We start from the raw sequence: 21,917 nt of genomic DNA on the forward strand, positions 1-21,917 counted from the left end.
TGTCCCGTGGCCTCCGCGCTTATTGTGGTTTGCGGGGCGGCGCCCCGACTAGAGATCGATGCTGACGGCGATGTTACGGCCCTGTAGTTCGGCAATCTTCATTCCTTCAGCCTGCACCTGCGCAAACTCCGGGTCCTTTGAAACGGCCTCCTGCACCTTGCCGTAAACTTCCCAACTGGAGTAGCGCGTCGTAACCAGCAACTCTCCTGCCCAGGGACCGGTGTGGAAACGGGAGAGCCGAAGAAATTCGGCACCGTGTTTTTCAAAGATCTTCTTCGCCTGCCTGATGATCTGGACCGTTTCCTCGACCTTGTCGGTCTTGAAGCGAGTAAATTGAACGATCGGCATGGGCTACCTCCATAGCTGTGTAAACTGTCCAAGAGGCATGTATCGAGCGACGTTTGAGGAGCGAACCTCCGGTTCAATCTCGATGAAGGTTCGTCTTCAGTGGCGTGATCCAGGTTCAGGCTTCGCAAGCGGAAGAACCGTCGCTTGCCAAGCAACAACCTGAGCGGAGGTAAACTTAGTCTGCAACCCTGACCAAAACGAAGACGCGAAGATTTGCTACTCTTCGGAATCCGGGCGTTTGGCCCCTGCGGGGAGGCAACGGTGACGAACTCGGAAGTATCCAACGACCCACCGGACAAACCGATGTCCGACGAGCAACCGGACAAAGCGACATCCGATAAGGAGCAACCGGGGAAACCGCCGTCCGATCGCAATCTAAAGAGGCGCCTGCGGGCACGATTGCAGTTAATCGGCGGGGCGCTTGCCTCGATTGCCGCCGTCGGCGCGATCGCGGGGGGCTTCGTCGGGTATTGGAATGCGTGGAAGACCCTTCGCACGGACGCTTTTCCGGAAAAGCAAAGGACCCAGATGGAGGCTACGGTACGGCCCGACATCGCTCCCCGGTTATCTCTCGTCGTCCTGCCGTTCGCGAACCTCAATAACGATCCGGAGCAGGACTATTTCGCTGATGGCATTGCGACCGATCTGACGACCGACCTCGCGCAAATGCCCGGCGCGTTCGTCATCGGACGCGGAACGGCCTTTACATACAAGAACAAGCAGATCGACTTTAGGGCGCTCGGCAAGGACCTTGGTATCCGCTGGGCAGTCCAAGGCGCGGTGCGGCGCAACGGGGATCAGGTCCGGGTCAACGTATCCCTTACTGATCTTCCGAGCGGGCGCGACGTCTGGTCGGATCGTTTCGACGGCGATCGTACCAATGTCGCGGCCTTGCAGGACCAGATCACGGTGCGGCTCGCCCGCTCGCTCAACGTTGAACTGATCCAGGCCGAAAGCCGTCGTAGCGAAACAGACCGATCACGCAATCCTGACGCCATGGACTTCAGTATGCGCGGCTGGGCAAAGTTCTATGAGACGCGGCAGAAGACAGAAAATGCTCAAGCAAAGGACTTGTTCGACAGCGCGCTACGGCTCGATCCGGACAACGTTGAGGCCATGGTTGGGAAAGCGCAGTGTTTAGCTGCGGATGTGAATAACGGATGGTCTGCGTCCGTTGTTGAAGACAAAAAGCAAGCGATCGACCTCATCGACAGAGTTCTGTCCAAAAGCTCGGCAAGCGCGAGGGCTCATGCGATCAAGGGAAACATTCTTCTCTTTGGACACCCTGAGGAGGCATCGGCTGAATACGATGCTGCGCTCGAAATTGATCCAAATTATCCAGCTGCCTACGGTAGTAAAGCAATCACACTTATCGCCTCCGGGCGGGCGCGCGAAGCCTTCTCCCCGGCCCAGTTGGCTCTCCGTCTCAGTCCCAAAGATCCTTTTGCTTTTCTTTGGCGTTTCTGGCTCTGCCATGCACACTTGCATCTGCACGAATATGGAGAAGCCATTGAGGAATGCAGGCGCTCGGTCAATCTGAACAACTCGTACTGGTACGCCTATGTAGATTTGGTCTCGGCTTACGGAACTACCGGGCAATTGGAGCAGGCCCGGCAGGCGTTAGCCGAATTGAACAAGGTTCGACCAAACTTCACCGTGCAGGCGTACGGTCAACTTGTTTATGCATTCTCAACTAACCCGCAGTTTCGGCGTGAGATCGACGACATTGTCGGTGGGCTGAGGAAGGGAGGCGTGCGGGAGCAATGAATGAGGTGAGAGCTAGACGCCTCTTGAACAGGAAAGCATTCAGGCCAATCACGATCCGGCGCTAAGCTCGTCATCTACACGCCGGTCTCGGGCGTCGGCTCACAATCGCCAAGTGCCAGCTTCCGAGGGGCAAGCGGGAGCGCCGCGATCGGTCAGAGCAATACCGCCCGTGGACCCAGAGCGGACGTCCTTTGATCTAAATCAAACCAGAACGCGGCGCTTCGCTTCTTAGCTGGCTTACCCACCGTCCGTTCTTTGCCTGAGTTGGAAGGTGGGGAAAAGCCCCAAAGCGGGGTGCTATTTCATCCCCAGGGACCATTGGTCGCCGGTGCAGGGATATTCGGGAGGACCTTCATGAAAAGGCAACTGTCGTCGCTTGCTGCGATCCTGTCAGGTCTGATTTTCATGGTGCCAACCTCGACCCCGAGCGCCGCCCAATCGATTTCGGCGGAAGAGGCACAAGCGATCGCTGCGGAGGCGTATGTTTACTTCTATCCGCTCGTGACGATGGACCTGACGCGCAAGCAGCTCATCAATTCCGATCCTAAAACTGCGGCAATAGGCGGTCCTCCGAACACGTTCGACAATATCCAGGCCTACCCGACCGCAGACATGAAGGTGGTGGTGCGGCCCAATTTCGACACGCTGTATTCGAGCGCTTGGCTCGACCTGACCCGCGAACCCATGGTCGTTTCGGTTCCTGATACCGGTGGCCGCTACTACCTGCTGCCGATGCTCGACATGTGGACCGATGTGTTCGCGTCGCCGGGATGGCGTACGACAGGCACCAAGGCAGCGAATTTCCTGGTCGTGCCGCCGGGCTGGAACGGAAACGTGCCGGCGGGCTTCGCGCGTATCGACGCGCCGACGCCTTATGTCTGGATCATCGGGCGCACCAAGACCGATGGTCCTGCCGACTATGCTCCGGTTCACGAGGTGCAGAAGGGGTACAAGATCACACCGCTATCTGGATGGGGTAAGCCCCCGGTCGCCGTGACACAGACGATCGATCCCAACGTTGACGTCAAGACGCCGCCGAAGCTGCAAGTCGACACGATGGCAGGCGATAAGTTTTTTGCCTATGCGGCGGAGCTATCCAAGGTCCACCCGCCACACATCACAGATGAGCCGATCATCGCGCGCATGGCGCGGATAGGGCTCGAACCGGGCAAGAACTTCGATATGACCAAAGCCGATGCCACGGTACGGAAAGCGATCGAGGATGCGCCGGCTCAGGCGCAGAAACTGATGGCATGGAAAATCCCAACGCTGGCGCGCGTCGCAAATCACTGGTCCATGAACACGGACACGATGGGCGTTTACGGGAACTACTACTTGAAGCGCGCGATCGTCGCCCAGCTTGGACTCGGCGCGAATCTGCCGGAGGACGCGATCTACCCGAACAGTGTTGGCGATGAAAACGGCAAGCCGCTCGACGGCGCAAACAAATACATCGTCCGCTTAGCCAAGGACGCAGTGCCGCCGGTCGAGGCATTCTGGTCAATCACCCTGTATGACGATGAAGGCTTCCAGGTTGCCAATCCACTCAATCGCTTTGCGGTGAGCAGCTGGATGCCGTTCAAGCGCGACGCCGACGGGTCGCTCACACTCTACTTCCAGAATGACAATCCCGGCGGCGATCGCGAAGCCAACTGGCTGCCCGCGCCCAAAGGCCCGTTCAACCTCACCATGCGCCTTTATGCGCCAAAGTCGGACGCATTGACCGGCGTGTGGAATCCACCGGCCATCAAGCGGGTCGATAGTGAAACCGTTGGCCGGCAGCAATGACAGATGCCAAGGGAGCCCCGCGGAGCAAGGCAAGCGCAGCGCATTTAACGCGCCCAAGGATGGCTCGGCGAATACACTGGCGTCTACGTGCGTCCGATTGTGACCGGCATGGGGATCGTCACTTTGCCCTGTGAAAAACGAAGTGACGATGCAGGTGAGGGCGCGGCCGGCGGGCGCGCGACGGCGCGAGGAATGTGATCGCGGCGAAGCGCGTTATGCACGCTGGTGGGCAGAGTTGCAGATTGAACCGTCGGACTCGTGGTGCTAGTTTCAGCAACGTCATTCCGTTTTCGGTTTGATGCGACGGGCGATCGGGCTTACGGACTGCCGCCCGTTCATTTGAAATTGGAATACTTGAGCCAATAGTGCCCCGCCTCCGGCCCCCCTTTTGAGTGCGGTCGGACAATGTTTTTCATTGGGCCTCCGTTCTTCCCATTGACTCGGAGGCGGGTTTTTTCAGTCGAACTTTGCAACAAGTCGATCTTCGACATGTGCATTCTGACGAGCCATGCGGATCGTGCCGCACCAAATCACCATCCCATCGCGGGGCGGGGCAGGCATTGCCTGATGGTTGCATTGCTCTGTGCCGCTTCCCTGCTTCAGGTCGCGCCCGAGGCGTGGGGACAATGCTCGGCGCGCGACGTGTTACAGAATCAACTGAAGCTCGGCAAAGTTCGTGCGGTTGATTTGCCGCAAAAACTCATCGGGGCCGCCCGCGATGTTTCGACATGGAGGACGATTGCAGTCGGCACCTTTGGCAACTCCATTGCGTTGCGCAATGCATTGGATGCCGTAGGTTGCAATATCGGTGGGCTGGCCGCGGAAGTTCTGGCTCGACCGGCCTTCACCGTCAGTGCCAACAAGATAGACGTGGCGCTTGTGGCGGTATCCGCTGTCGAGCTCGGCTTTAAAACCGATAGCGTGCCTCTGGCCGTCATTTACGCGCGGGCCCGACAGCTCGGCTTTGAACTTGCGGCAGCGGAGGTCGGTCCCCAATTGCGCCTTCAATATCTTGATCAGCCCATGGGCGAATTCCTCATCGTGGGAATGCAGCCAATCAAGACGTGGAGCGGAGAGCCGGTGGTTTTCAACGTGGCAAACGGCGGAGCCGGATTGATCCTGATCGGCCAGGACGGCAGAGATGACGCGGAAATACCGGCGACCTCCCGCTTTCTGTTCGTGCGGCCGCCTGACCCTGGCGGCGGAATCGCGGCCGCTCTGCTGCCACCATGAAGACGAACCAATAAAGTTCGAGCAAACAGTGGGGTCCGCAAAGGCGCGACCTCTCGGCTGGCGAGGTATCAACAGTAGGGAGTGACATCATGCGCAGATTTGGAGCTGTATTTATCTCGCTGTTACTATCTGCAATTCCCGCGACTGCGTCAGATCAAAATCTCAAGGAGGAAGTTGGAAAGATAGGTTCAGCATACGAGCAATACTTCAGCAACAAGGACGCCGCCGGCATTACTACGCTTTATACCAAGAACTATATGCGAGTGACTGAAGACGGCGTAGTGGACAATACCAGATACTATGAGAACGCTTTCAAGGCGGGAGTTAGTCGCCTCGAGGTCAAGACGACCGAGGTTCAGCCATTGTCAGAAAACATGGCTCTGGTCACCGGCGAATCTCGCGTGACTGGCAGCAGCGAGACAGGCGCTCCCATAGACTTCACCGTTGTTTGGACCGCTCTCGATGTTCGTGAGGACGGGCAATGGAAGATTCGCATGCTGACGTCGGTCCCCAAACCGCCGCCACCCCAGCCGCAGCAGGCCGCAAAGTAACTCAAGAAGAGCGGGCGATGGAGCTCTGCTCGCAATAGTTCTCAACATCACCTGAAGGAAGCAAGTACGAGGCGCGCCGCTCACCAGCATGTGACCGGCGTTGTGAGTTCTTTGGATGTGAATGGGTTCACAACGACGTCGCCAGGCGAATGCTATGTTCCAGCCATTCAACGGCCGACTGATTTTTTGAAGAGTTTCTTTTCGAACAGCCTCTGAGGAGAGGGTCATGTTCAAGCAATTCCTCTTGGTCGCGGCGATAGCTTCCCTAACGTTAGCCACGTCCACCAAAGCCGATTGCGAATATGCTTCGGAGCGCAGCGCGTCCGCCAAGTCGCGTTCGGTTTCGTTGCATTCCGATGCAGCGCAACTTGCGGAAGCCCAGTTCGATGACATTGTGACTTGGCTCTCATCGAATTTCGACCTGCCTGCCATCAAACAGCGTCCCGTCGTTGAATTTGCGTCGAAGATGGAGCTTGCGAGGTTGCGCGCAAGAGACCGTACTTTTTCGCAAGGCTTCATGGAAAGCGATGGGCAGCGCGGGGTTGTGGCACTTTACGACAACGAGACGAGAACGATCCTGCTTCCTGATGATTGGGGCGGCACTTCGCCGACCGACCAATCGGTCCTGGTACACGAAATGGTCCATCACCTTCAGAATGTTGGAAGGCTCAAATTTGATTGCCCACAGGCGCGAGAGAAGTTGGCCTACCTGGCTCAGGATAAATGGCTGGAGCGGTTCGGACTTAGCCTGGAGAGCGAGTTCGACGTCGACATGTTCACGGTGCTGGTTTCTTCGGCATGCATGTATTGATTGTGACCGGTCGATCCCAGTCGCTGTCGAACGATTGCCTTTCCAAAGGAGCGCAAAGCCAAGATCATCTCGTACGTACCAACAAGATCTTCAGCGGATTTGATTGATGGCCAGACTCTTGGCGGTCCTTGCAATTGCATTGGCGATCCTGGCGATGGCTCGGGGGCAGCAGAATCAGTTTGTACCGCTGCCGACAGGATTAATGCCAGCGGTGCTTGTTCCCTGAGTTCTCCTTAAGGTGACGGGTTCGTCCATTCAGCCGGTGGCGTACAGATCCGCTCGTGGGCCCAATGCGTATTTCCGAGGTGGTGCAGGCGAAGTCAGCAACGGCCCCAGAGTGAAGCTACGTTATGCCACGGGCCTTCGAATTGCGCTCCTGCGCTTACGGCGACGGCGCTGCCGAAGGCGGTGCGGTGACGTTCGGCAGCGGAATTGCTGGCCGAGGGCTCGCCGGCCAGGGACCGTTCGGCTTTGCCGCGACTGACGAGCACGCCGCCGCAAGCTCAGTCCGCATCGACGCCAGGCCCGTCAGGTCGATGTCGAATTTCGCGACGTCCACCTTTTCGTCCGGCATCGGCGTGGTGCGCCGGACATGGAGGGAGCGGGAGGCCATGATCGCCTTGACCATGTCAGGGTCGATGCTGCCGCTCCACATCTCGTACTTTGCGGCTCGCACCGGAAACCCTCCGGCTTCCTGGTCCTTGTCGGCGTCTGCCGTCATCATGACCGTACTTTTGCCGACGCTCGCCTCGTCGATCTCGCCCGCGAACATCAGCGGCATGCGATTCCTGGTTTCGCAGAACATGCGCCATTCCATCGTTCGGAACGAGGAGCCGCTCTCCTTCTTCATCACCGCGATCTTGCTGATGAACGGCCGCGTTGCCTTCTCCAGCCTCCACATCCCCTCGGCAAACGGTCGGGTGTCGATTCCGAAACGATAGAGCTCGGGTCGCGTCAGCATATGCAGGTTTTCGAACTTCACGGTACGGATGAGACCGTCGAGCTCGCGGCTGATCCCCATCGCCGCGATGAATGCAGCTCGGTCGCGGTCGGCGTTCGCGATCCGGCGCTGCCTGTATTCCGCGACCGCCTGCGGCGCCGGATGCCCGTGAAAGACGAGGACCAGCCTGGAGTTATGGACCGCCAGGGCGGCGTCGGGAGCGACCTCGCGTGATGTCGCCCCGAGAAACAGGTAGCCGCAGGCCGAGTTGCACATCGCATGATAGGTCGTGAGCTCCGCCTCGACCTCGCCGCCGGCGGCCTTGGTCTTCAGGCATGCGGCGTCCACCTGCGTGCCGGCGGCGCACGCCGTCGCGATCGTCCGGCCGACCCGGGCGACCGCCTTGCGACTGCGCAGCAGCCGGCCGATGACGTAGGACTGCTCCACGTTCCCGCCGGGCGAATGAAGGTAGATCGGACGTTGCGTGTCCTTGACGCCGGCCAGGAAACGGCGAATGCGCTGGCTGGCGTCCCCATCGATCTCGCCCTCGATGGCGATCCAGCGGTCGCAGCCAGGACCGCACGCGTCCGGTGCCCCCTTGGCAAGGTAGATCGTCAGCTTGCGCGCAAATCCGGCCTTTTCGGAAGGCGTTTCCTCGGCATGCAGTGCGCATGGAAGCAGCATGGCCACGAAAAACAAAATACGGGCAAGCATGTAACGACTGGGCCACGCGCGGTGAAGATACACACCGACGTTACATGATGATCGGCGCGCATACAACTTTCGGTGGCATGCCGGCCGGCGTTATTGCGTCGGGCGGCGCGTCGCAGCTATATCACGCAAATTCACACCAACGGCGATTGCGGGGTCACGGAACGTGACGCCGTGCTTTCTCGAAAGACCTGCACGGGCGTTCGTCACGTCAGACGATCGATGATTTCGAAGAGCCTGTCGCAGGACGCTTCGATCCGCTTTTGCGGCGATGTGGCGATACCCAGCAACAGACCGGGGCGCGCCGAAGCCGTGGACGCATACCACAGCGACAGCGGAGTAGGCGCCAGTCCGAACGATGCCGCTTCCCTGGCGATGGCGAGATCGGGCGCTCCATCCGGCAGTCGCAGGACCGCGGCCAATCCGGCAAGCGCAACGTTGGCGGTGCGCGTCCGAAGCTCTTTCAGCAACGCATCGCCTTGCGCGGCATAGACCCGCTTCGTGCGCCGGAGATGCCGCAGATAATGGCCCTCGCGCATGAAATCGGCGGTGGCGAGCTGCACCGCGGGCCCGGGCGCCGGTGCGAGGCAAGCCGCGGCTTCGGCAAATCGCGATGCGAGAGCCGCCGGCGCAACGACAAAGCCGAGCCGCAGGGCAGGGGTGACGGTCTTGCTGAAAGAGCCGATGTGGATGACGCGGCCCGCGCGATCGAGCGAGGCGAGTGCCGGCGTGGCCCGGCCCTTGAGCTGAAGCTCGCTGAGATAGTCATCCTCGATCACCCACGCCTTGCGCCGGGTGGCCCAGTCGAGCAGGCGCGAACGCCTTGCCAGCGACAATGTGGATCCGAGTGGCGCCTGCTGTCCGGGCGTCACGACGACGAGCGCGGCGTCGGGAGCATGTTTCAGGCCGTAATCGACATCGATGCCGTCAGCGTCGACCGGGATCGGCGCGATCGACAGTCTTGCAAGCGCGAGACCGTGCCGCGTGAAGGGAAAGCCCGGATTCTCCACCCAGACCTTCGTCTTTGGCTCGGGGCCGAGGACACGGAGCGCCAATCCGAGGCCGCCGCTGAAGCCGCTGGTGATGATGATCTGCGACGGCGTGCACTCGATCCCGCGCGCCAGCGCAAGGTAGGCTGCGATCTCGCGTCGCAAGTCGAGCTCGCCGCGCGGATCCGGATAGATCGCCGGCGCGCTCATTTCGACGCGAACCGCCTGCGCGCGCATCCTTGCGAGCAGCGTGGCAGGAAAAGTCTCTTGCGCAGGCACGCCCATCTGGAAGATCGCCGGCCCCGCCGTGAGCTCCTGGTACATCTCCATGAACGAGCCGGGGGCCGGGGCCTTGTCCTTCCGAACGGGAAAGGACGGCCGATCCGCGACATGCGTTCCAGTTGCGCGTGACGCGACGATCAGTTGGGCGGAGGCCAGCTTTTCATATGCCGCGCGCACGGTGCCCCGCGCGACGCCAAGCTGGGCTGCCAGATCCTGCCAGGAGGGCAGGCGCGCTCCGGGTGCGAGCACGCCGCTCGAGATGGCGGCCCTGATGCCCCCATGGATCTGCTCGGCCAGCGGCGTCTTCGCAGAGCGATCCAGTTCCAGCCGCAGCGGTTTGGTCATGCCCCTTGGTACACGAGTTTCGTGCGTTCTTGGTGCTTTTCTGTGGACCATGGCAGGGGCATCTATGGGGGGAGACTAGGGCCGGGCATCGATCATCAAGGAGCAGGACAATGACCAAGCGTCTCGACTACGACCGTATCGCGCCGGCCGGCGTGAAAGCGTTGGGCGGCGTCTACGGCTACATCATGCAGAGCAATCTTCCAGTGGCGCTGGTCAACCTCGTCTACCTGCGCGTATCCCAGATCAACAACTGCGCCTATTGCCTCGACATGCATATGCGCGATCTGCTCAAGAGTGGGGTGAAGATCGAAAAGCTCGCGCTGCTGCAGGCGTGGGAGGAAGCCGGCAATCTGTTCGACGCGCGCGAGCGCGCCGCCCTCGCATGGGCCGAAACGGTGACCCGCGTCGCCGATACCGGCGTGCCGGATCAGGCCTATGAAGCCGCGCGCGCGGTCTTCGAGGAGCGTGAGCTCGTCGACCTCACCATCGCGATCGGTCTGATGAACACGTATAATCGCATGGCGATCAGCTTCCGTAGAACGCCGCAGGCCGCCGTCGAGAAGGCCGCCTGACGGCCCAAGAACGGCATCGGCCGAAACAGATGCAAAGCAGGAGCTTGAAAATGACGAGCGTGATTTCCGGCGTCAAAATCCCCGACAGCAAGCTGGCGCGCGAAGCCACCGAGCTGGTGCGCAGTTACGAAGACGAGTTGCTGTTCAACCATTCGGTTCGCGTCTACGTGTTCGGCGCGATGAAGGGGCTGCGTCAGAAGCTGAAATTCGATGCCGAACTGCTCTATGTCGCGGCGCTGTTTCACGACCTCGGCCTTGTCGATCATTACCATACGGCGACGAAACGATTTGAGGTCGACGGGGCCGACGCCGCGCGCGACTTCCTCCGCGCGCGCGGCATTGCCGAGCCGCAGGCCGATCTGGTGTGGGAAGCGATCGCATTGCATACCACCCCCGGCATCCCGCAACATATGAGGCCGGAAATCGCCCTGACGAACGCAGGCGTCCTGGTGGATGTCGTGGGCGTTGGCTATGACGACTACACGCCGGAGCAGCGCGACCAGGTGATATCGGCGTTTCCGCGCGGTGATTTCAAGAACGAGTTCCTGAAGGTGCAGACCTGTTCAGCCCTGAAGAAACCCCAGACGACGTTTGGGACGGTGAATTTCGACTACATCGAGGATCACGATCCCAGCTTCCGCAAGCCCAACGCGTGTACGCGCATCCGCAATACGCCCTGGCAGAGCTGAGCTGCCGCTCAAGCCACGGGATCCCTGACGGCATCCGAACGGCTTCGGTCATCCGGCGCCAGCGGTGGCGCCGGCCTCGTGGGAGCGTTCTTCAGCGAAGCTCCGTCGCTCGCTGGAGTGATCTCGACAGGCGCGGGCCCAGTGTCGCGCCAGGCGACGATCCAGATCAGGAAGCCAAGAAGCGCGAGCGCGGCTCCGACGGGACCGGTGGAGGTCCAGCCCAACCCCTCGCGTATGGCAAGGCCGCCCAGGAACGGGCCGAGCGCATTGGCGGTGTTGAACGCCGAATGGTTGAGCGCAGCAGCGAGCCCCTGTGCGTCTCCTGCGACGTCCATCAGCCGCGTCTGCAGGACGGCTCCGAGCGAGACGCTGGCGCCGATCGCGAAGACGTCGGCCGCCAGCAGCCAGGGATTGCCGGCGGCAAGCGGAAACACCGAGAGCGCGCCCGCTGAAAACAGCAGGATGACGCCTGCCGTCGGCATCAGCGCGCGGTCCGCAAAGCGTGGCACGAACAGATTGCCGAGCGTGGCGCCGATGCCGAACACGGCGAGAAAGAACGGAATGACCGCGGGGCTGACCTTGGTGACCTCGATCAGGGTCGTAGCGAGATAGGTGTAGACGGCGAACATGCCGCCGAAGCCGATGGCGCCGATCGCGAGCGTGATCCAGACGCGGCCGCTTCTGAGCGCCGCAAGCTCTCGCCGCGGATCCGATTGGCCGCCCTGGTCGCGCGGCGCGAACAGAGCGCACAGCAGGACCGTGATCAACGCCAGCAACGATACGAGGCCGAAGCTCGCGCGCCAGCCGACCGCCTGGCCGATCAGATTGGCCAAGGGCACACCGATGATCGTGGCAGAGGTCAGGCCGAGCATCACCTGGCCGATCGCCTGCGAGCGGCGGTGTTGCGGAACGAGCGAGGCCGCGACCAGCGCGGCGATGCCGAAATAGGCGCCGTGCGGCAATCCCGACAGAAATCGCGCCGCGATCATCCAGCCGAAGCCCGGCGCGAGCGCGGTGAGCGCGTTGCCGAGCGCGAACACGGCCATCAGGGCCAGCAACTGGGTGCGCCGGGCGAACCGCGCGCCAAGCACGGCGATCAGCGGCGCGCCCAGCACCACGCCGAGCGCGTAGGCACTGATCGCGTGCCCCGCGGCCGGCTCGTCGATCCCGAGGTCGGCAGCGAAGAACGGCAGCAAGCTCATCGATGCGAATTCGGTGGTTCCGATCGCAAAGCCACCCATCGCGAGCGAGAACAGGACGATGGCGAGGTGAGGGGGCGCTGAGGCGGGGGGCGAGGTCGCGTGAGGCGAGGTCGTCATGTGTCCTGCATTGGTGGCGTCAACGGGAACCAGCCCAGCGAACGTCGCCACCCCTGCAAGATTTGTTGTCGTACTTAAACCGGGATCAGCCGGCGTCAACACCAGAGACCCAACGCAGGGCGCGCCGCATATCAGCGTCCCGATTGGCGCGTGACACTAGTCGATGCGCCTCGATCGGCGAGGAGCTCCCGGTTTCTTCTGCGGAAAGTACGGATTCACCGTGCAGCTCGCGGAGCGGCCGACGGCGAGAAATCTGCACTGTTCGAGCGAAGTGTAGCGGCAGTCGAAATAGCCGACAGGGCCGTAGATCTGCATGCAGACGGGATAGCTGGGATCGTAGGTCTGCGCGTGCGCCGGCACGCCCGAGAAGAGCAGGCCGATGGTGACGAGCGCGAAGCGGGCGCGGCGCATCTCAGCGCGGCGGGTAGTAGCCGGGTGAATAGCCCGGTGTCTGCGCGCGCGGACGATTCTGATAGGCGTAGGGATCGTCGCTCTGGCCGGTGAAATACGGATTCGCGATGCAGGTCAGCGCGCGGCCCGACGAGCTTGCCTGACACTGTGCGTAACTGTCGAACGTGCAATTGCTCAGCCCCGGCCATTCCTGGCCGGTCAGGCAGAACGCGTGATGCGTGCCGAATGCGCGTGCGGGCGTGCTGGCACTCAGCGTGAGCGCGAATGTGGCGATTGCGAGCGAAAGTGTGGCGACAATGGGGAGGGCAATCTGTCTACGCATATCAATCTCCAATCACACAATCGTGCGTGCATCAGGTGTCCAAGCACAGATGCAGCATACGTCGTGTAGTCGACATTGGAACTCATGAAAACCCTTGTTTCAAAGGGTTTCCCGCGCGCGCTGCTAAACATTCATTAACGCAGCACAGCCCTTTGGCTCCGACTGTTGCGTCGGAGTTACAGCAATTCCGTCGAGCGCTGATATGACGACGCCACGGCCCGGGGGCCTAACGACGAAACTGGAACGGGAATCAAATGAACAAGAATCTGTTGCTTGCTGCTGTGAGCCTTGTCGCGTTGAGCGCGACTGCGCCGGCGCTGGCTGCTGACCTCGCTGCGCGGCCTTACACCAAGGCGCCTGCGATGATCGCGACCGTCTATGACTGGAGCGGCTTCTACATCGGCATCAACGGCGGCGGCGGTTCGTCGCACGCGACCTGGGATTTCGTCGGCGTTGGCCGCGAAGGTTCGCACGATGCGACGGGCGGCACGGTCGGTGGTCAGATCGGCTATCGCTGGCAGTCCGGCCAGTGGGTGTTCGGCGTGGAAGGCCAGGGCAACTGGGCCGATTTCTCGGGCGACAACACCAGCGCGCTGTTCGCCACCCGCAACCGCACCAAGATCGATGCGTTCGGTCTGATCACCGGTCAGGTTGGCTACGCCTGGAACAACGTCCTGGTCTACGTCAAGGGCGGTGCGGCTGTGGTCAGCAACAAGTACGAGATCTCCAGCACGGCGGGCGCGCTGCTCTCCTCGTCCAGCGACAGCCGCTGGGGTGGCACGGTCGGTGCCGGCCTCGAATACGGCTTCGCGCCGAACTGGTCGGTTGGCGTCGAGTACAACCACATCTTCCTGTCCGACAAGGACGTGACCTTCGCTGGCTTCGCCGGCTCGGAGCGCATCCGCCAGGACGTCGACATGGGTCTCGTTCGCCTGAACTACAAGTTCGGCGGCCCGCTGATCGGTCGCTACTAAGCAAACGACTGAGACTGATCGCTCTCCGTGGAGCGGTTGTCGAAGCCCCGGCCGTTGGCCGGGGCTTTTTTATTGTTTGAATTCAGCGAGTTAACCATCCCATTTCGAGGTGGCTGAGACGGCTTGACTCCCAAGAACGAAATGAGAACAATGTTCTTCATACGTTCTGGTGATGGAGCAAGCCATGTTCAGGATTTTCGTGGAAGAAGCCGCCGCACTCGCCTCGATCTCGCTGTTCGTCGGGATGATCGCAATCTGGGCGCAGGTGATTCCGCAGCTCTAGAGCTTCGGTTTTGTAAACCGATGCTCGGGAACCCGACTTGCCCCCTCAGGAGTGCCCTTGGGGAAAAGCGGGACGACGCGGCCGATCGGTCGCTCCGGCGTGGACTCTGAAGCGGTGACGCCCCACCATTGTGAGGCGAGTCGGCTGGATGTCCTCATGATCCCCCTGGAGCCGGCGACCGCTCCATCTCATCTGCAAGAGGCCGTCACGCGACCATGCCGAGCGCCGGATTTGTCCACCTTCACGTTCACTCGGCCTATTCGCTGCTCAAGGGCTCGATCAAGATCGCCAAGCTCGCCGAGCTCGCGAAAAAAGACCACCAGCCCGCACTGGCGCTGACCGACACCGACAACATGTTCGGCGCGCTGGAGTTCTCCGACAAGATGGCGGGCTCCGGCATCCAGCCGATCGTCGGCTGCGAGCTCGCGATCGATTTCGGCGACCAGGATCCCAATGCGCGCAATGCGCTGCTGCCGTCGCGTGTGGTGTTGCTGGCGGCCCAGGAGCGCGGCTATCGCAGCCTGATGCGGCTGAACTCGCGTGCGTTCCTCGAATCGCCTGACAGCCACGCGCCGTTCATCAAGTTCGATTGGCTCGACGGTGAGACCGAAGGCTTGGTCGCACTCACGGGCGGCCCTGACGGTCCGATCTCGCTCGCGCTTGCCAGCGGGCAGGCCGAAATTGCGGCGACGCGCTGCGAGCGTCTCGCCGGCCTGTTCGGCGACCGCCTCTATGTCGAATTGCAGCGCCACAACATCGACAAGGAGCGCCGCGTCGAAAGCGGGCTGATCGACATCGCCTACGCAAAGGGCCTGCCGCTGGTTGCGACCAACGAGCCGTATTTCGCTTCGACCGACGATTACGAGGCGCACGATGCGCTGCTCTGCATCGCCGGCGGGCGGCTGATCGCCGAGTCCGATCGCGTTCAGCTCACGCCCGATCACCGCTTCAAGACCCGCGCCGAGATGGCGGTGCTGTTCGCCGACATTCCGGAGGCGCTGGCCTCGACGGTGGAGATCGCCGAGCGCTGCTCGTTCCGCCCGATGACGCGCAAGCCGATCCTGCCGTTCTTCACGGTCGGCGCCGCCGCAAGCTCCGACGCCGCGTCGGTCGAGGCGGCCGAGCTGAAGCGCCAGGCGGAGGAGGGGCTCGCCAATCGCCTGCGCGTGCACGGCCTGTCGCAGGGCACCACGGAAGAGGACTACGACAAGCGCCTGGCGTTCGAGCTCGACGTCATCATGCGCATGAAGTACGCGGGCTACTTCCTGATCGTGTCGGACTTCATCAAATGGGCGAAGGGCCAAGGGATTCCGGTCGGACCGGGGCGCGGTTCGGGCGCCGGCTCTCTGGTCGCCTGGGCGCTGACCATCACCGACCTCGACCCGATCAAGTTCGGCCTGCTGTTCGAACGCTTCCTCAATCCGGAACGCGTCTCGATGCCGGACTTCGACATCGATTTCTGCCAGGACCGCCGCGGCGAGGTGATCAGGTACGTCCAGGAACGCTACGGTCGCGACCAGGTCGCGCAAATCATCACCTTCGGTACGCTGCAGGCGCGCGGCGTGCTGCGCGACGTCGGCCGCGTGCTGCAGATGCCTTATGGCCAGGTCGACAAGTTGACCAAGCTGGTGCCGCAGAATCCGGCCGCGCCGGTGACGCTGGCCGCCGCGATCGAGAGCGAGCCGAAGCTTCAGGCGTTCCGCGATGAAGACCCGGTGGTGGCGCGCGCCTTCGACATCGCGCAGCGCCTCGAAGGCCTGACCCGCCACGCCTCGACGCATGCGGCCGGCATCGTGATCGGCGATCGCCCTTTGAGCGAACTCGTGCCGATGTACCGCGATCCCAAGTCGGACATGCCGGTGACCCAGTTCAACATGAAATGGGTGGAGCCGGCCGGGCTCGTGAAGTTCGACTTCCTCGGCCTGAAGACGCTGACCGTGCTCGACGTCGCGGTGAAGCTCCTGAAGCCGCGCAACATCGACATCGATCTCGCGACGCTGCCGATCGACGATGCCGAAAGCTACCAGATGCTGGCGCGGGGCGAGGTGGTCGGCGTGTTCCAGGTTGAAAGCCAGGGCATGCGGCGCGCGCTGGTCGACATGCGCCCCGACCGTTTCGAGGACATCATCGCGCTGGTCGCGCTCTATCGCCCGGGCCCGATGGCGAACATCCCGACCTATTGCTCGCGCAAGCACGGCGACGAGGAGCCGGAATATCTGCATCCGGTGCTGGAGCCGATCCTGAAGGAGACCTTCGGCGTCATCATCTACCAGGAACAGGTGATGCAGATCGCGCAGGTGATGTCGGGCTATTCGCTCGGCGACGCCGACCTGCTGCGCCGCGCCATGGGCAAGAAGATCCGCGCCGAGATGGACAAGCAGCGCGACATCTTCGTCGCCGGCGCGGTCAAGAACGGCGTGCCGAAGGGGCAGGCCGAGACCATCTTCGAGCTGCTCGCAAAGTTCGCCGACTACGGCTTCAACAAGAGCCACGCGGCGGCCTACGCGCTGGTGTCCTACCACACCGCCTATATGAAGGCGCATTACCCGGTGGAGTTCATCGCGGCGTCGATGACGCTCGATCTCAACAACACCGACAAGCTCTCCGAATTCCGTTCCGAGGCGCAGCGCCTCGGCATCAAGGTCGAGCCGCCGAACATCAACCGCTCAGGCCCGACCTTCGAGGTCGGCGACAAGACGATCTACTACGCGCTTGCCGCGCTCAAGGGCGTCGGCATCCAGGCGATCGAGCAGATCATCGAGGAGCGGACCAGGCGCGGGCTGTTCACCTCGCTCGCCGACTTCGCCGCGCGGGTCAATCCGCGCGCGATCAACAAGCGCATCATCGAAAGCCTCGCTGCCGCCGGCGCCTTCGACACGCTGGAGCCGAACAGGGCGCGGGTCTTTGCCGGCGCTGACTCGATCCTGGCCGCCTGCCAGCGTGCGCATCAGGCCGAGACCATCGGCCAGAACGACATGTTCGGCATGTCGGCGGACGCGCCGACCATCATGCTGCCGCAGATCGAGCCCTGGCTGCCGGCCGAGCGGTTGCGCCGCGAATACGACGCGATCGGATTCTTCCTGTCGGGCCATCCGCTCGACGATTACGCGATTGTCCTGAAGCGCCTGCGCGTGCAGAGCTGGGCCGAGTTCTCGCGCGCGGTGAAGACCGGCGCCACCGCCGGCAAGGTCGCGGCCACCGTGGTGTCGCGCATGGAGCGGCGCACCAAGACCGGCAACAAGATGGGCATCATGGGGCTGTCTGATCCCACGGGCCATTTCGAGGCGGTGCTGTTCTCCGAAGGCCTCGCGCAATACCGCGATGTGCTCGAGCCGGGCGCCGCCGTGCTGCTCCAGTTGGGCGCGGAATTGCAGGGCGAGGACGTCCGCGCCCGCGTGCTGCATGCCGAGCCGCTCGATGACGCCGCCGCCAAGACGCAGAAGGGCCTGCGCATCTTCGTGCGCGACACCAAGCCGCTGGAGTCGATCGCCAAGCGACTGGCCGGACCCGATATGGCGGCCTCGAACGGCGCCGCGCCAAAAGTCGGCAGTCCCGGCATCGCGCCGCGCTCGAACGGCGACGGCGAGGTCTCGCTGGTGATGATGCTCGACCTCGAGACCGAGGTCGAGATGAAGCTGCCCGGCCGCTTCAAGGTCTCGCCGCAGATCGCCGGCGCGATCAAGGCGGTCGCGGGCGTGGTGGACGTGCAGCAGCTCTAGAGCGCGATGAGATTTAGAAGAATCGTCATCGTGCCGTGGATCGTTGTTGGGGCCTGATCTACGCGCAAATGCGTGCCGCGTTTGTCGCAAGGGAAAATTGCTGCGCTTTTTCCGGTTCAAGCTTTAGCGGCCGATTGCAAACATATGCAGACGAGCGCAAGCTCGTGCAGTCATCGCGCGCGAGGCGAGCGACCGTTGCGGCTTTGCAGCATGGTTCGCGGTGCAGCAATCATCAGTTGCATCATTTATCATTGGTGATTTCTTCACATCGGCGGACCTATCCTCGCAACGCTTCCATTCGTCCACTGTCCCTGGGGAAACATCACATGTGCGACCAGTGCTCTGAATCTCTGCATCAGGACATCGCGCCGTCGCGGCGGTCCGCGATGCTGTTTGGCGCCGCCGCGTTTGGCATGGCCTTCGCCGGCGGAGCCATCGCCAACGGCGCACTGGCAAAGGAGGCCAAGCTGCCGCCAAAGCCGCAGAACGTGCTGCCGCCTGATGCGGCGCTGAAGCGGTTGATGGAGGGCAATGCTCGCTACGTCGACGGCGTGTCGCGGCGCCACGATTTCAAGCACGAGCGCGAAGCGCTGGCCGGCGGGCAGAACCCGTTCGCGGCCGTGCTGAGCTGCGCGGACTCGCGCATTGCGCCGGAATATGCCTTCGACTCGGGCCGTGGCGATCTCTTTGTCTGCCGCGTCGCCGGAAACTTTGCCGGCACCGAGACCATCGCCAGCATGGAATACGCAGTCGCCGTGCTCAACGCGCCGCTGATCCTCGTGCTCGGTCATGATGCCTGCGGCGCGGTCGATGCGACGCTGAAGGCGATCAAGGACAACACGTCGCCGCCGGGCCACATTCCCTCGCTGGTCGATGCGATCGCGCCCGCCGCCAAGGCTGCGATGCAGCAGGGTGGTGACGTGCTCAACAAGGCGATCCGGCAGAATGTTGTCGACAACATCGCCAAGCTGAAGACGGCCGCGCCGATCCTCAATGCGGCGGTGGAGCAGGGCAAGCTGAAGGTCGTCGGCGGCATCTACCGGCTCACCACGGGAACAGTCGATCTGATCGCGCAGGGCTGAGCGCGGCTCGCGCCGCGATGCGGTCGTGAGGCTTACGCGGGCCTGACGCAGGGGCTTGATGGGGCGGGGGCGCCATGCCGCCGCCTCAATCCGCGCCTTTCGTTCAACAACCATTCAGCCGGCCGCGCGTCTCATGTACGGTGGCAGCTCAACAACGATAGCGGGCAAGCAAGCCATGCGTGGGACCTACAAGGCCTTCATCTGTTTTCTCTTGCCGATCCTGGCCTTCGCTGCGGCCGCGCCCGATCCGGCGCGCGCGCAGCAGCAGGAAAAGCGCATCGCGCTCGTGGTCGGCAACGGCGCCTACGCCAAGTCGCCGCTGGCGACGACCGCGAACGATGCCGGCCTGATCGCGCAGACGCTGCAAGCGGCGGGCTTCGACGTGGTCGGCGCGCGCGATCTCGACGGCGACACGCTGCGCAAGAGTCTTCGCGATTTCATCCAGAAGGCGCAGGCCTCGGGTCCCGGCACCGTCGCGATGATCTATCTGGCCGGCTACGGCGTGCAGCTTGCCGGCGAGAACTATTTCATCCCGGTCGATACCAACATCGCCCGCGACACCGACATCCCGACCGAAGGCCTGCGCATCAGCGACTACGCCCGCCAGCTCGCTTCCATTTCGCTCAAGGCCAACATCGTCGTGCTCGACGCGGCGCGCGCGCAGCCCTTCATCGAGGGCGGCCAGCCGATCGCGAGCGGACTGGCGCTGGTCGAGCCCGATCCGAACATGCTGATCGCCTTCAACGCCGCGCCCGGCACGGTCGCGCCGGAAGAGCCCGGCCCGTACGGCATTTATGCGCAATCGCTGGCGGAGATGATCCGCACCGGCGGTCTGCCGCTGGCGGAGGTGTTCGACCGCGTCCGCCTGCGCGTCAACGAGGCCAGCAAGGGCGCGCAGGTGCCCTGGAACGAGGCGAAGATATCGGCACCCTTCTCGTTCTTCGAGCGCGGGCCCGATGCGCCGCCGCCGGAGGCCGCGCCCGACCAAGTTGCCGCGATCCGCAACAAGCCGATCCGCGATCTCGGCGTGCAGGACGCCTATGCGGCCGCGCTCGAGCGCGACACGTTGCCGGCCTATGAAGAATTTCTCGCGGCCTATCCCGGTGACCCGCTGTCGAAGCGCGTGATGGCGATCGTCGCGGCGCGCCGCGAGGCGATCACCTGGCGGCGGACCTATCGCGCCGATACGCCGGACGCCTACTGGTCGTATCTGCGTCGTTATTCGCGCGGTCCGCATGCCGGCGATGCACGGCGCAGGCTTGCAATCCTGACCGCGCCGCTCGAGCCGCCGCCGACTTTCGCGATGATGGACTATGACGTGCCGCCGCCGCCGCCGGAGGAGATCGTCTATGTCGACCGTCCCGTGCTGCTGTTCGGCGACCCCGTGTTCGGCTTCGCGCCGCCACCGCCACCGCCGGTCTATTATCTGCCGCCGCCGCCGCCGGATTTCATCGTGCTGGAGCCGCCGCTGCCCGTGGTCGGCCTGTTTGTGCTGCCGCAGCCGCTGTTCGTGCCGATCCCGGTGTTCGTCAGGCCGCCGGTCTATGTCGCGCCGCCGCCGAACAACATCGTCTTCAACAACATCCATAACACCACCGTCATCAACACCGTGATCAACCGGCCGCCCGCCCCGCCCGCGGGAGCGGGAGGAGGGGCCGGGCCCGGCAATCTGAGGCCGACGATTGCCGACCGCGCCAACCCGGTAGCGCCAGTGTTGCCGCAAGCCGCTACGCAGCGCGCCGCGCTGATCCAGCAGGGCAAGGCGCCGATGCCGCCGAGCGCGACGGTCCAGCCGACGGCGAGGCCGGGGACACCTCCCGGGACGCCGGCCAATGTCGCGCCGACCGGCACGCCTCCCCCCGCACCGCCGACCAGGCTGCCGCAGGCCAACACGCTGCCGGTTCCCGGCGCCCAAGGCGGGCCGCCGGCTGGGGCAGGGACGCCGCAGGGCGGCAGGCCCTTGGCGCCGACGGCAAATGCACCCGGCGCGCCCGCGCCGACGCATCCGGGGGCGCCGACCACGGCTGCGCCCGGCACAACGCTGCCGCCCCATCCTGGCGCGCCAACGGCCGGCACTCCGACGACCGTTGCGCCCAACGCGAATCCGGCTGCGCCCGGCCAACCGCCGAAGCCGCCGGTTGCTCAGACCCCGCCCGGTGGCGTGCCCGCTGGCGGCAAGTCTGCAACTCGCGAGCCGGCTGGCGCGTCGTCGCCTGCTGCGGGCACGCCGCCCGGCACGCCCTCGGGCGCCGCGGGTAAGCCGGTCACGCCGCCGCCCTCGGCCGCGCGCGAGCCCGTCAAACCGCAGAACTTGCCCGCGACGCCTCCAGCGCAGGCCGCCCGGCCGTCGCCGTCAGCTCCAGCACCGCGGCCGCAGGCCGTGGCGAGGCCGTCGCCGCCACCGCCCGTTGCCCGCCCGGCACCGCCGCCGCATGTCGCATCGCCTCCGCCGGCCCGAGCGGCTCCGCCTGTGGCTGTTGCACGGCCGGCGCCTCCGCCAATGGCCCGGCCTGCACCTCCACCCATGGCGCGGCCCACGCCGCCACCGCCGGTCGCCCGGCCGGCTCCACCGCCGCCGCCGCGGATGGCCGTCGCGCCACCGCCCCCACCGCGTCCGGCGGCACCTCCACCGCGCCCAGCGGCGCCACCGCCGGCGGCGAAAAAGTGCCCGCCGAACCAGCCCAAATGCTAGGTCTTTGCTAGGTCTTTGCGGACTGGCGTGGTCTTTACGGAAGAGGGCCTTCGGGGGACGAAAACCGCCCCCGAAAGGCCCTTATTTCC

At 63.4% G+C, this 21,917-nt stretch carries 17 protein-coding genes; 11 read left to right on the forward strand and 6 right to left on the reverse strand.

What is annotated here, in order from left to right; genetic code table 11:
* Positions 1–48 precede the first annotated feature (48 nt).
* Positions 49–348, reverse strand: a complete 300-nt coding sequence (locus tag AC5ZFO_RS11450) for a hypothetical protein (protein ID WP_282523386.1) — start codon at positions 346–348, stop codon at positions 49–51.
* Positions 349–651: 303 nt separating this feature from the next.
* Between AC5ZFO_RS11450 and AC5ZFO_RS11455 the strand changes: the two genes are divergently transcribed.
* The 5 genes from AC5ZFO_RS11455 (at position 652) to AC5ZFO_RS11475 (ending at position 6,498) form a co-directional block, all read left to right on the forward strand.
* Positions 652–2,115, forward strand: coding sequence for a tetratricopeptide repeat protein (locus AC5ZFO_RS11455; protein ID WP_282523385.1), 1,464 nt, complete (start codon positions 652–654; stop codon positions 2,113–2,115).
* A 354-nt stretch (positions 2,116–2,469) separates the two neighbouring features.
* The gene (locus AC5ZFO_RS11460) at positions 2,470–3,903 is read left to right on the forward strand and encodes a DUF1254 domain-containing protein (RefSeq protein WP_282523384.1); all 1,434 of its coding nucleotides are present in this window, start codon (positions 2,470–2,472) and stop codon (positions 3,901–3,903) included.
* Positions 3,904–4,470: 567 nt separating this feature from the next.
* Positions 4,471–5,136, forward strand: coding sequence for a hypothetical protein (locus AC5ZFO_RS11465; protein WP_306664559.1), 666 nt, complete (start codon positions 4,471–4,473; stop codon positions 5,134–5,136).
* An 89-nt stretch (positions 5,137–5,225) separates the two neighbouring features.
* The gene (locus AC5ZFO_RS11470; protein WP_282523382.1) at positions 5,226–5,687 is read left to right on the forward strand and encodes a YybH family protein; all 462 of its coding nucleotides are present in this window, start codon (positions 5,226–5,228) and stop codon (positions 5,685–5,687) included.
* Positions 5,688–5,913: 226 nt separating this feature from the next.
* Positions 5,914–6,498 carry a DUF6647 family protein gene (locus AC5ZFO_RS11475; protein ID WP_282523381.1) on the forward strand — a complete coding sequence of 195 codons (585 nt, stop codon included), beginning with the start codon at positions 5,914–5,916 and terminating at the stop codon, positions 6,496–6,498.
* Positions 6,499–6,880: 382 nt separating this feature from the next.
* Here AC5ZFO_RS11475 and AC5ZFO_RS11480 read toward each other — a convergent pair whose 3' ends face one another.
* Both AC5ZFO_RS11480 and pdxR read right to left on the reverse strand, forming a co-directional pair.
* Positions 6,881–8,152 (reverse strand): hypothetical protein, encoded by a 1,272-nt coding sequence (locus AC5ZFO_RS11480; RefSeq protein WP_282523380.1) that lies wholly within the window; start codon positions 8,150–8,152, stop codon positions 6,881–6,883.
* A gap of 203 nt (positions 8,153–8,355) precedes the next feature.
* Positions 8,356–9,765, reverse strand: a complete 1,410-nt coding sequence (pdxR, locus tag AC5ZFO_RS11485) for a MocR-like pyridoxine biosynthesis transcription factor PdxR (protein WP_282523379.1) — start codon at positions 9,763–9,765, stop codon at positions 8,356–8,358.
* A 110-nt stretch (positions 9,766–9,875) separates the two neighbouring features.
* On the opposite strand from pdxR, the gene AC5ZFO_RS11490 reads away from it, so the two are divergent.
* Together AC5ZFO_RS11490 and AC5ZFO_RS11495 are read left to right on the forward strand one after the other, a co-directional pair.
* Positions 9,876–10,337 (forward strand): carboxymuconolactone decarboxylase family protein, encoded by a 462-nt coding sequence (locus tag AC5ZFO_RS11490; protein ID WP_282523378.1) that lies wholly within the window; start codon positions 9,876–9,878, stop codon positions 10,335–10,337.
* A gap of 50 nt (positions 10,338–10,387) precedes the next feature.
* On the forward strand, positions 10,388–11,026 hold the full coding sequence (locus AC5ZFO_RS11495; protein WP_282523377.1) for an HD domain-containing protein: 639 nt from the start codon (positions 10,388–10,390) through the stop codon (positions 11,024–11,026).
* Positions 11,027–11,034: 8 nt separating this feature from the next.
* Here the strand turns inward: AC5ZFO_RS11495 and AC5ZFO_RS11500 are convergent, their stop codons facing one another.
* The 3 genes from AC5ZFO_RS11500 to AC5ZFO_RS11510 form a co-directional block, all read right to left on the reverse strand.
* Entirely contained in the window at positions 11,035–12,345 is a 1,311-nt protein-coding gene (locus tag AC5ZFO_RS11500; RefSeq protein WP_282523376.1) for an MFS transporter, read from the reverse strand.
* Between the two features lie 156 nt (positions 12,346–12,501).
* Complete coding sequence (locus tag AC5ZFO_RS11505) at positions 12,502–12,756, reverse strand: DUF3551 domain-containing protein (RefSeq protein ID WP_282523375.1); 255 nt, start codon at positions 12,754–12,756, stop codon at positions 12,502–12,504.
* A gap of 1 nt (position 12,757) precedes the next feature.
* A complete protein-coding gene (locus tag AC5ZFO_RS11510; RefSeq protein WP_282523374.1) occupies positions 12,758–13,078 on the reverse strand; it encodes a DUF3551 domain-containing protein in 321 nt (106 codons plus the stop codon).
* A 254-nt stretch (positions 13,079–13,332) separates the two neighbouring features.
* Between AC5ZFO_RS11510 and AC5ZFO_RS11515 the strand changes: the two genes are divergently transcribed.
* From AC5ZFO_RS11515 to AC5ZFO_RS11530, 4 genes are all read left to right on the forward strand, one after another.
* Positions 13,333–14,052: an outer membrane protein gene (locus tag AC5ZFO_RS11515; RefSeq protein ID WP_282523373.1), complete on the forward strand. Its 720-nt coding sequence runs from the start codon at positions 13,333–13,335 to the stop codon at positions 14,050–14,052.
* 498 nt (positions 14,053–14,550) lie between these two features.
* Positions 14,551–18,054 carry a DNA polymerase III subunit alpha gene (dnaE, locus tag AC5ZFO_RS11520; protein ID WP_282523372.1) on the forward strand — a complete coding sequence of 1,168 codons (3,504 nt, stop codon included), beginning with the start codon at positions 14,551–14,553 and terminating at the stop codon, positions 18,052–18,054.
* A gap of 326 nt (positions 18,055–18,380) precedes the next feature.
* The gene (locus AC5ZFO_RS11525; RefSeq protein WP_282523371.1) at positions 18,381–19,136 is read left to right on the forward strand and encodes a carbonic anhydrase; all 756 of its coding nucleotides are present in this window, start codon (positions 18,381–18,383) and stop codon (positions 19,134–19,136) included.
* A 175-nt stretch (positions 19,137–19,311) separates the two neighbouring features.
* Positions 19,312–21,828 (forward strand): caspase family protein, encoded by a 2,517-nt coding sequence (locus AC5ZFO_RS11530; RefSeq protein WP_496122084.1) that lies wholly within the window; start codon positions 19,312–19,314, stop codon positions 21,826–21,828.
* Positions 21,829–21,917 lie beyond the last annotated feature (89 nt).

This window comes from Bradyrhizobium sp. Unk1 (assembly GCF_059512345.1).

Coding starts and splice junctions, on each gene's coding strand:
- AC5ZFO_RS11450 (WP_282523386.1), bottom strand. CDS start 348: ATGCCGATCGTTCAATTTACTCGCTTCAAGACCGACAAGGTCGAGGAA.
- AC5ZFO_RS11455 (WP_282523385.1), top strand. CDS start 652: ATGTCCGACGAGCAACCGGACAAAGCGACATCCGATAAGGAGCAACCG.
- AC5ZFO_RS11460 (WP_282523384.1), top strand. CDS start 2,470: ATGAAAAGGCAACTGTCGTCGCTTGCTGCGATCCTGTCAGGTCTGATT.
- AC5ZFO_RS11465 (WP_306664559.1), top strand. CDS start 4,471: ATGGTTGCATTGCTCTGTGCCGCTTCCCTGCTTCAGGTCGCGCCCGAG.
- AC5ZFO_RS11470 (WP_282523382.1), top strand. CDS start 5,226: ATGCGCAGATTTGGAGCTGTATTTATCTCGCTGTTACTATCTGCAATT.
- AC5ZFO_RS11475 (WP_282523381.1), top strand. CDS start 5,914: ATGTTCAAGCAATTCCTCTTGGTCGCGGCGATAGCTTCCCTAACGTTA.
- AC5ZFO_RS11480 (WP_282523380.1), bottom strand. CDS start 8,152: ATGCTTGCCCGTATTTTGTTTTTCGTGGCCATGCTGCTTCCATGCGCA.
- pdxR (WP_282523379.1), bottom strand. CDS start 9,765: ATGACCAAACCGCTGCGGCTGGAACTGGATCGCTCTGCGAAGACGCCG.
- AC5ZFO_RS11490 (WP_282523378.1), top strand. CDS start 9,876: ATGACCAAGCGTCTCGACTACGACCGTATCGCGCCGGCCGGCGTGAAA.
- AC5ZFO_RS11495 (WP_282523377.1), top strand. CDS start 10,388: ATGACGAGCGTGATTTCCGGCGTCAAAATCCCCGACAGCAAGCTGGCG.
- AC5ZFO_RS11500 (WP_282523376.1), bottom strand. CDS start 12,345: ATGACGACCTCGCCTCACGCGACCTCGCCCCCCGCCTCAGCGCCCCCT.
- AC5ZFO_RS11505 (WP_282523375.1), bottom strand. CDS start 12,756: ATGCGCCGCGCCCGCTTCGCGCTCGTCACCATCGGCCTGCTCTTCTCG.
- AC5ZFO_RS11510 (WP_282523374.1), bottom strand. CDS start 13,078: ATGCGTAGACAGATTGCCCTCCCCATTGTCGCCACACTTTCGCTCGCA.
- AC5ZFO_RS11515 (WP_282523373.1), top strand. CDS start 13,333: ATGAACAAGAATCTGTTGCTTGCTGCTGTGAGCCTTGTCGCGTTGAGC.
- dnaE (WP_282523372.1), top strand. CDS start 14,551: ATGCCGAGCGCCGGATTTGTCCACCTTCACGTTCACTCGGCCTATTCG.
- AC5ZFO_RS11525 (WP_282523371.1), top strand. CDS start 18,381: ATGTGCGACCAGTGCTCTGAATCTCTGCATCAGGACATCGCGCCGTCG.
- AC5ZFO_RS11530 (WP_496122084.1), top strand. CDS start 19,312: ATGCGTGGGACCTACAAGGCCTTCATCTGTTTTCTCTTGCCGATCCTG.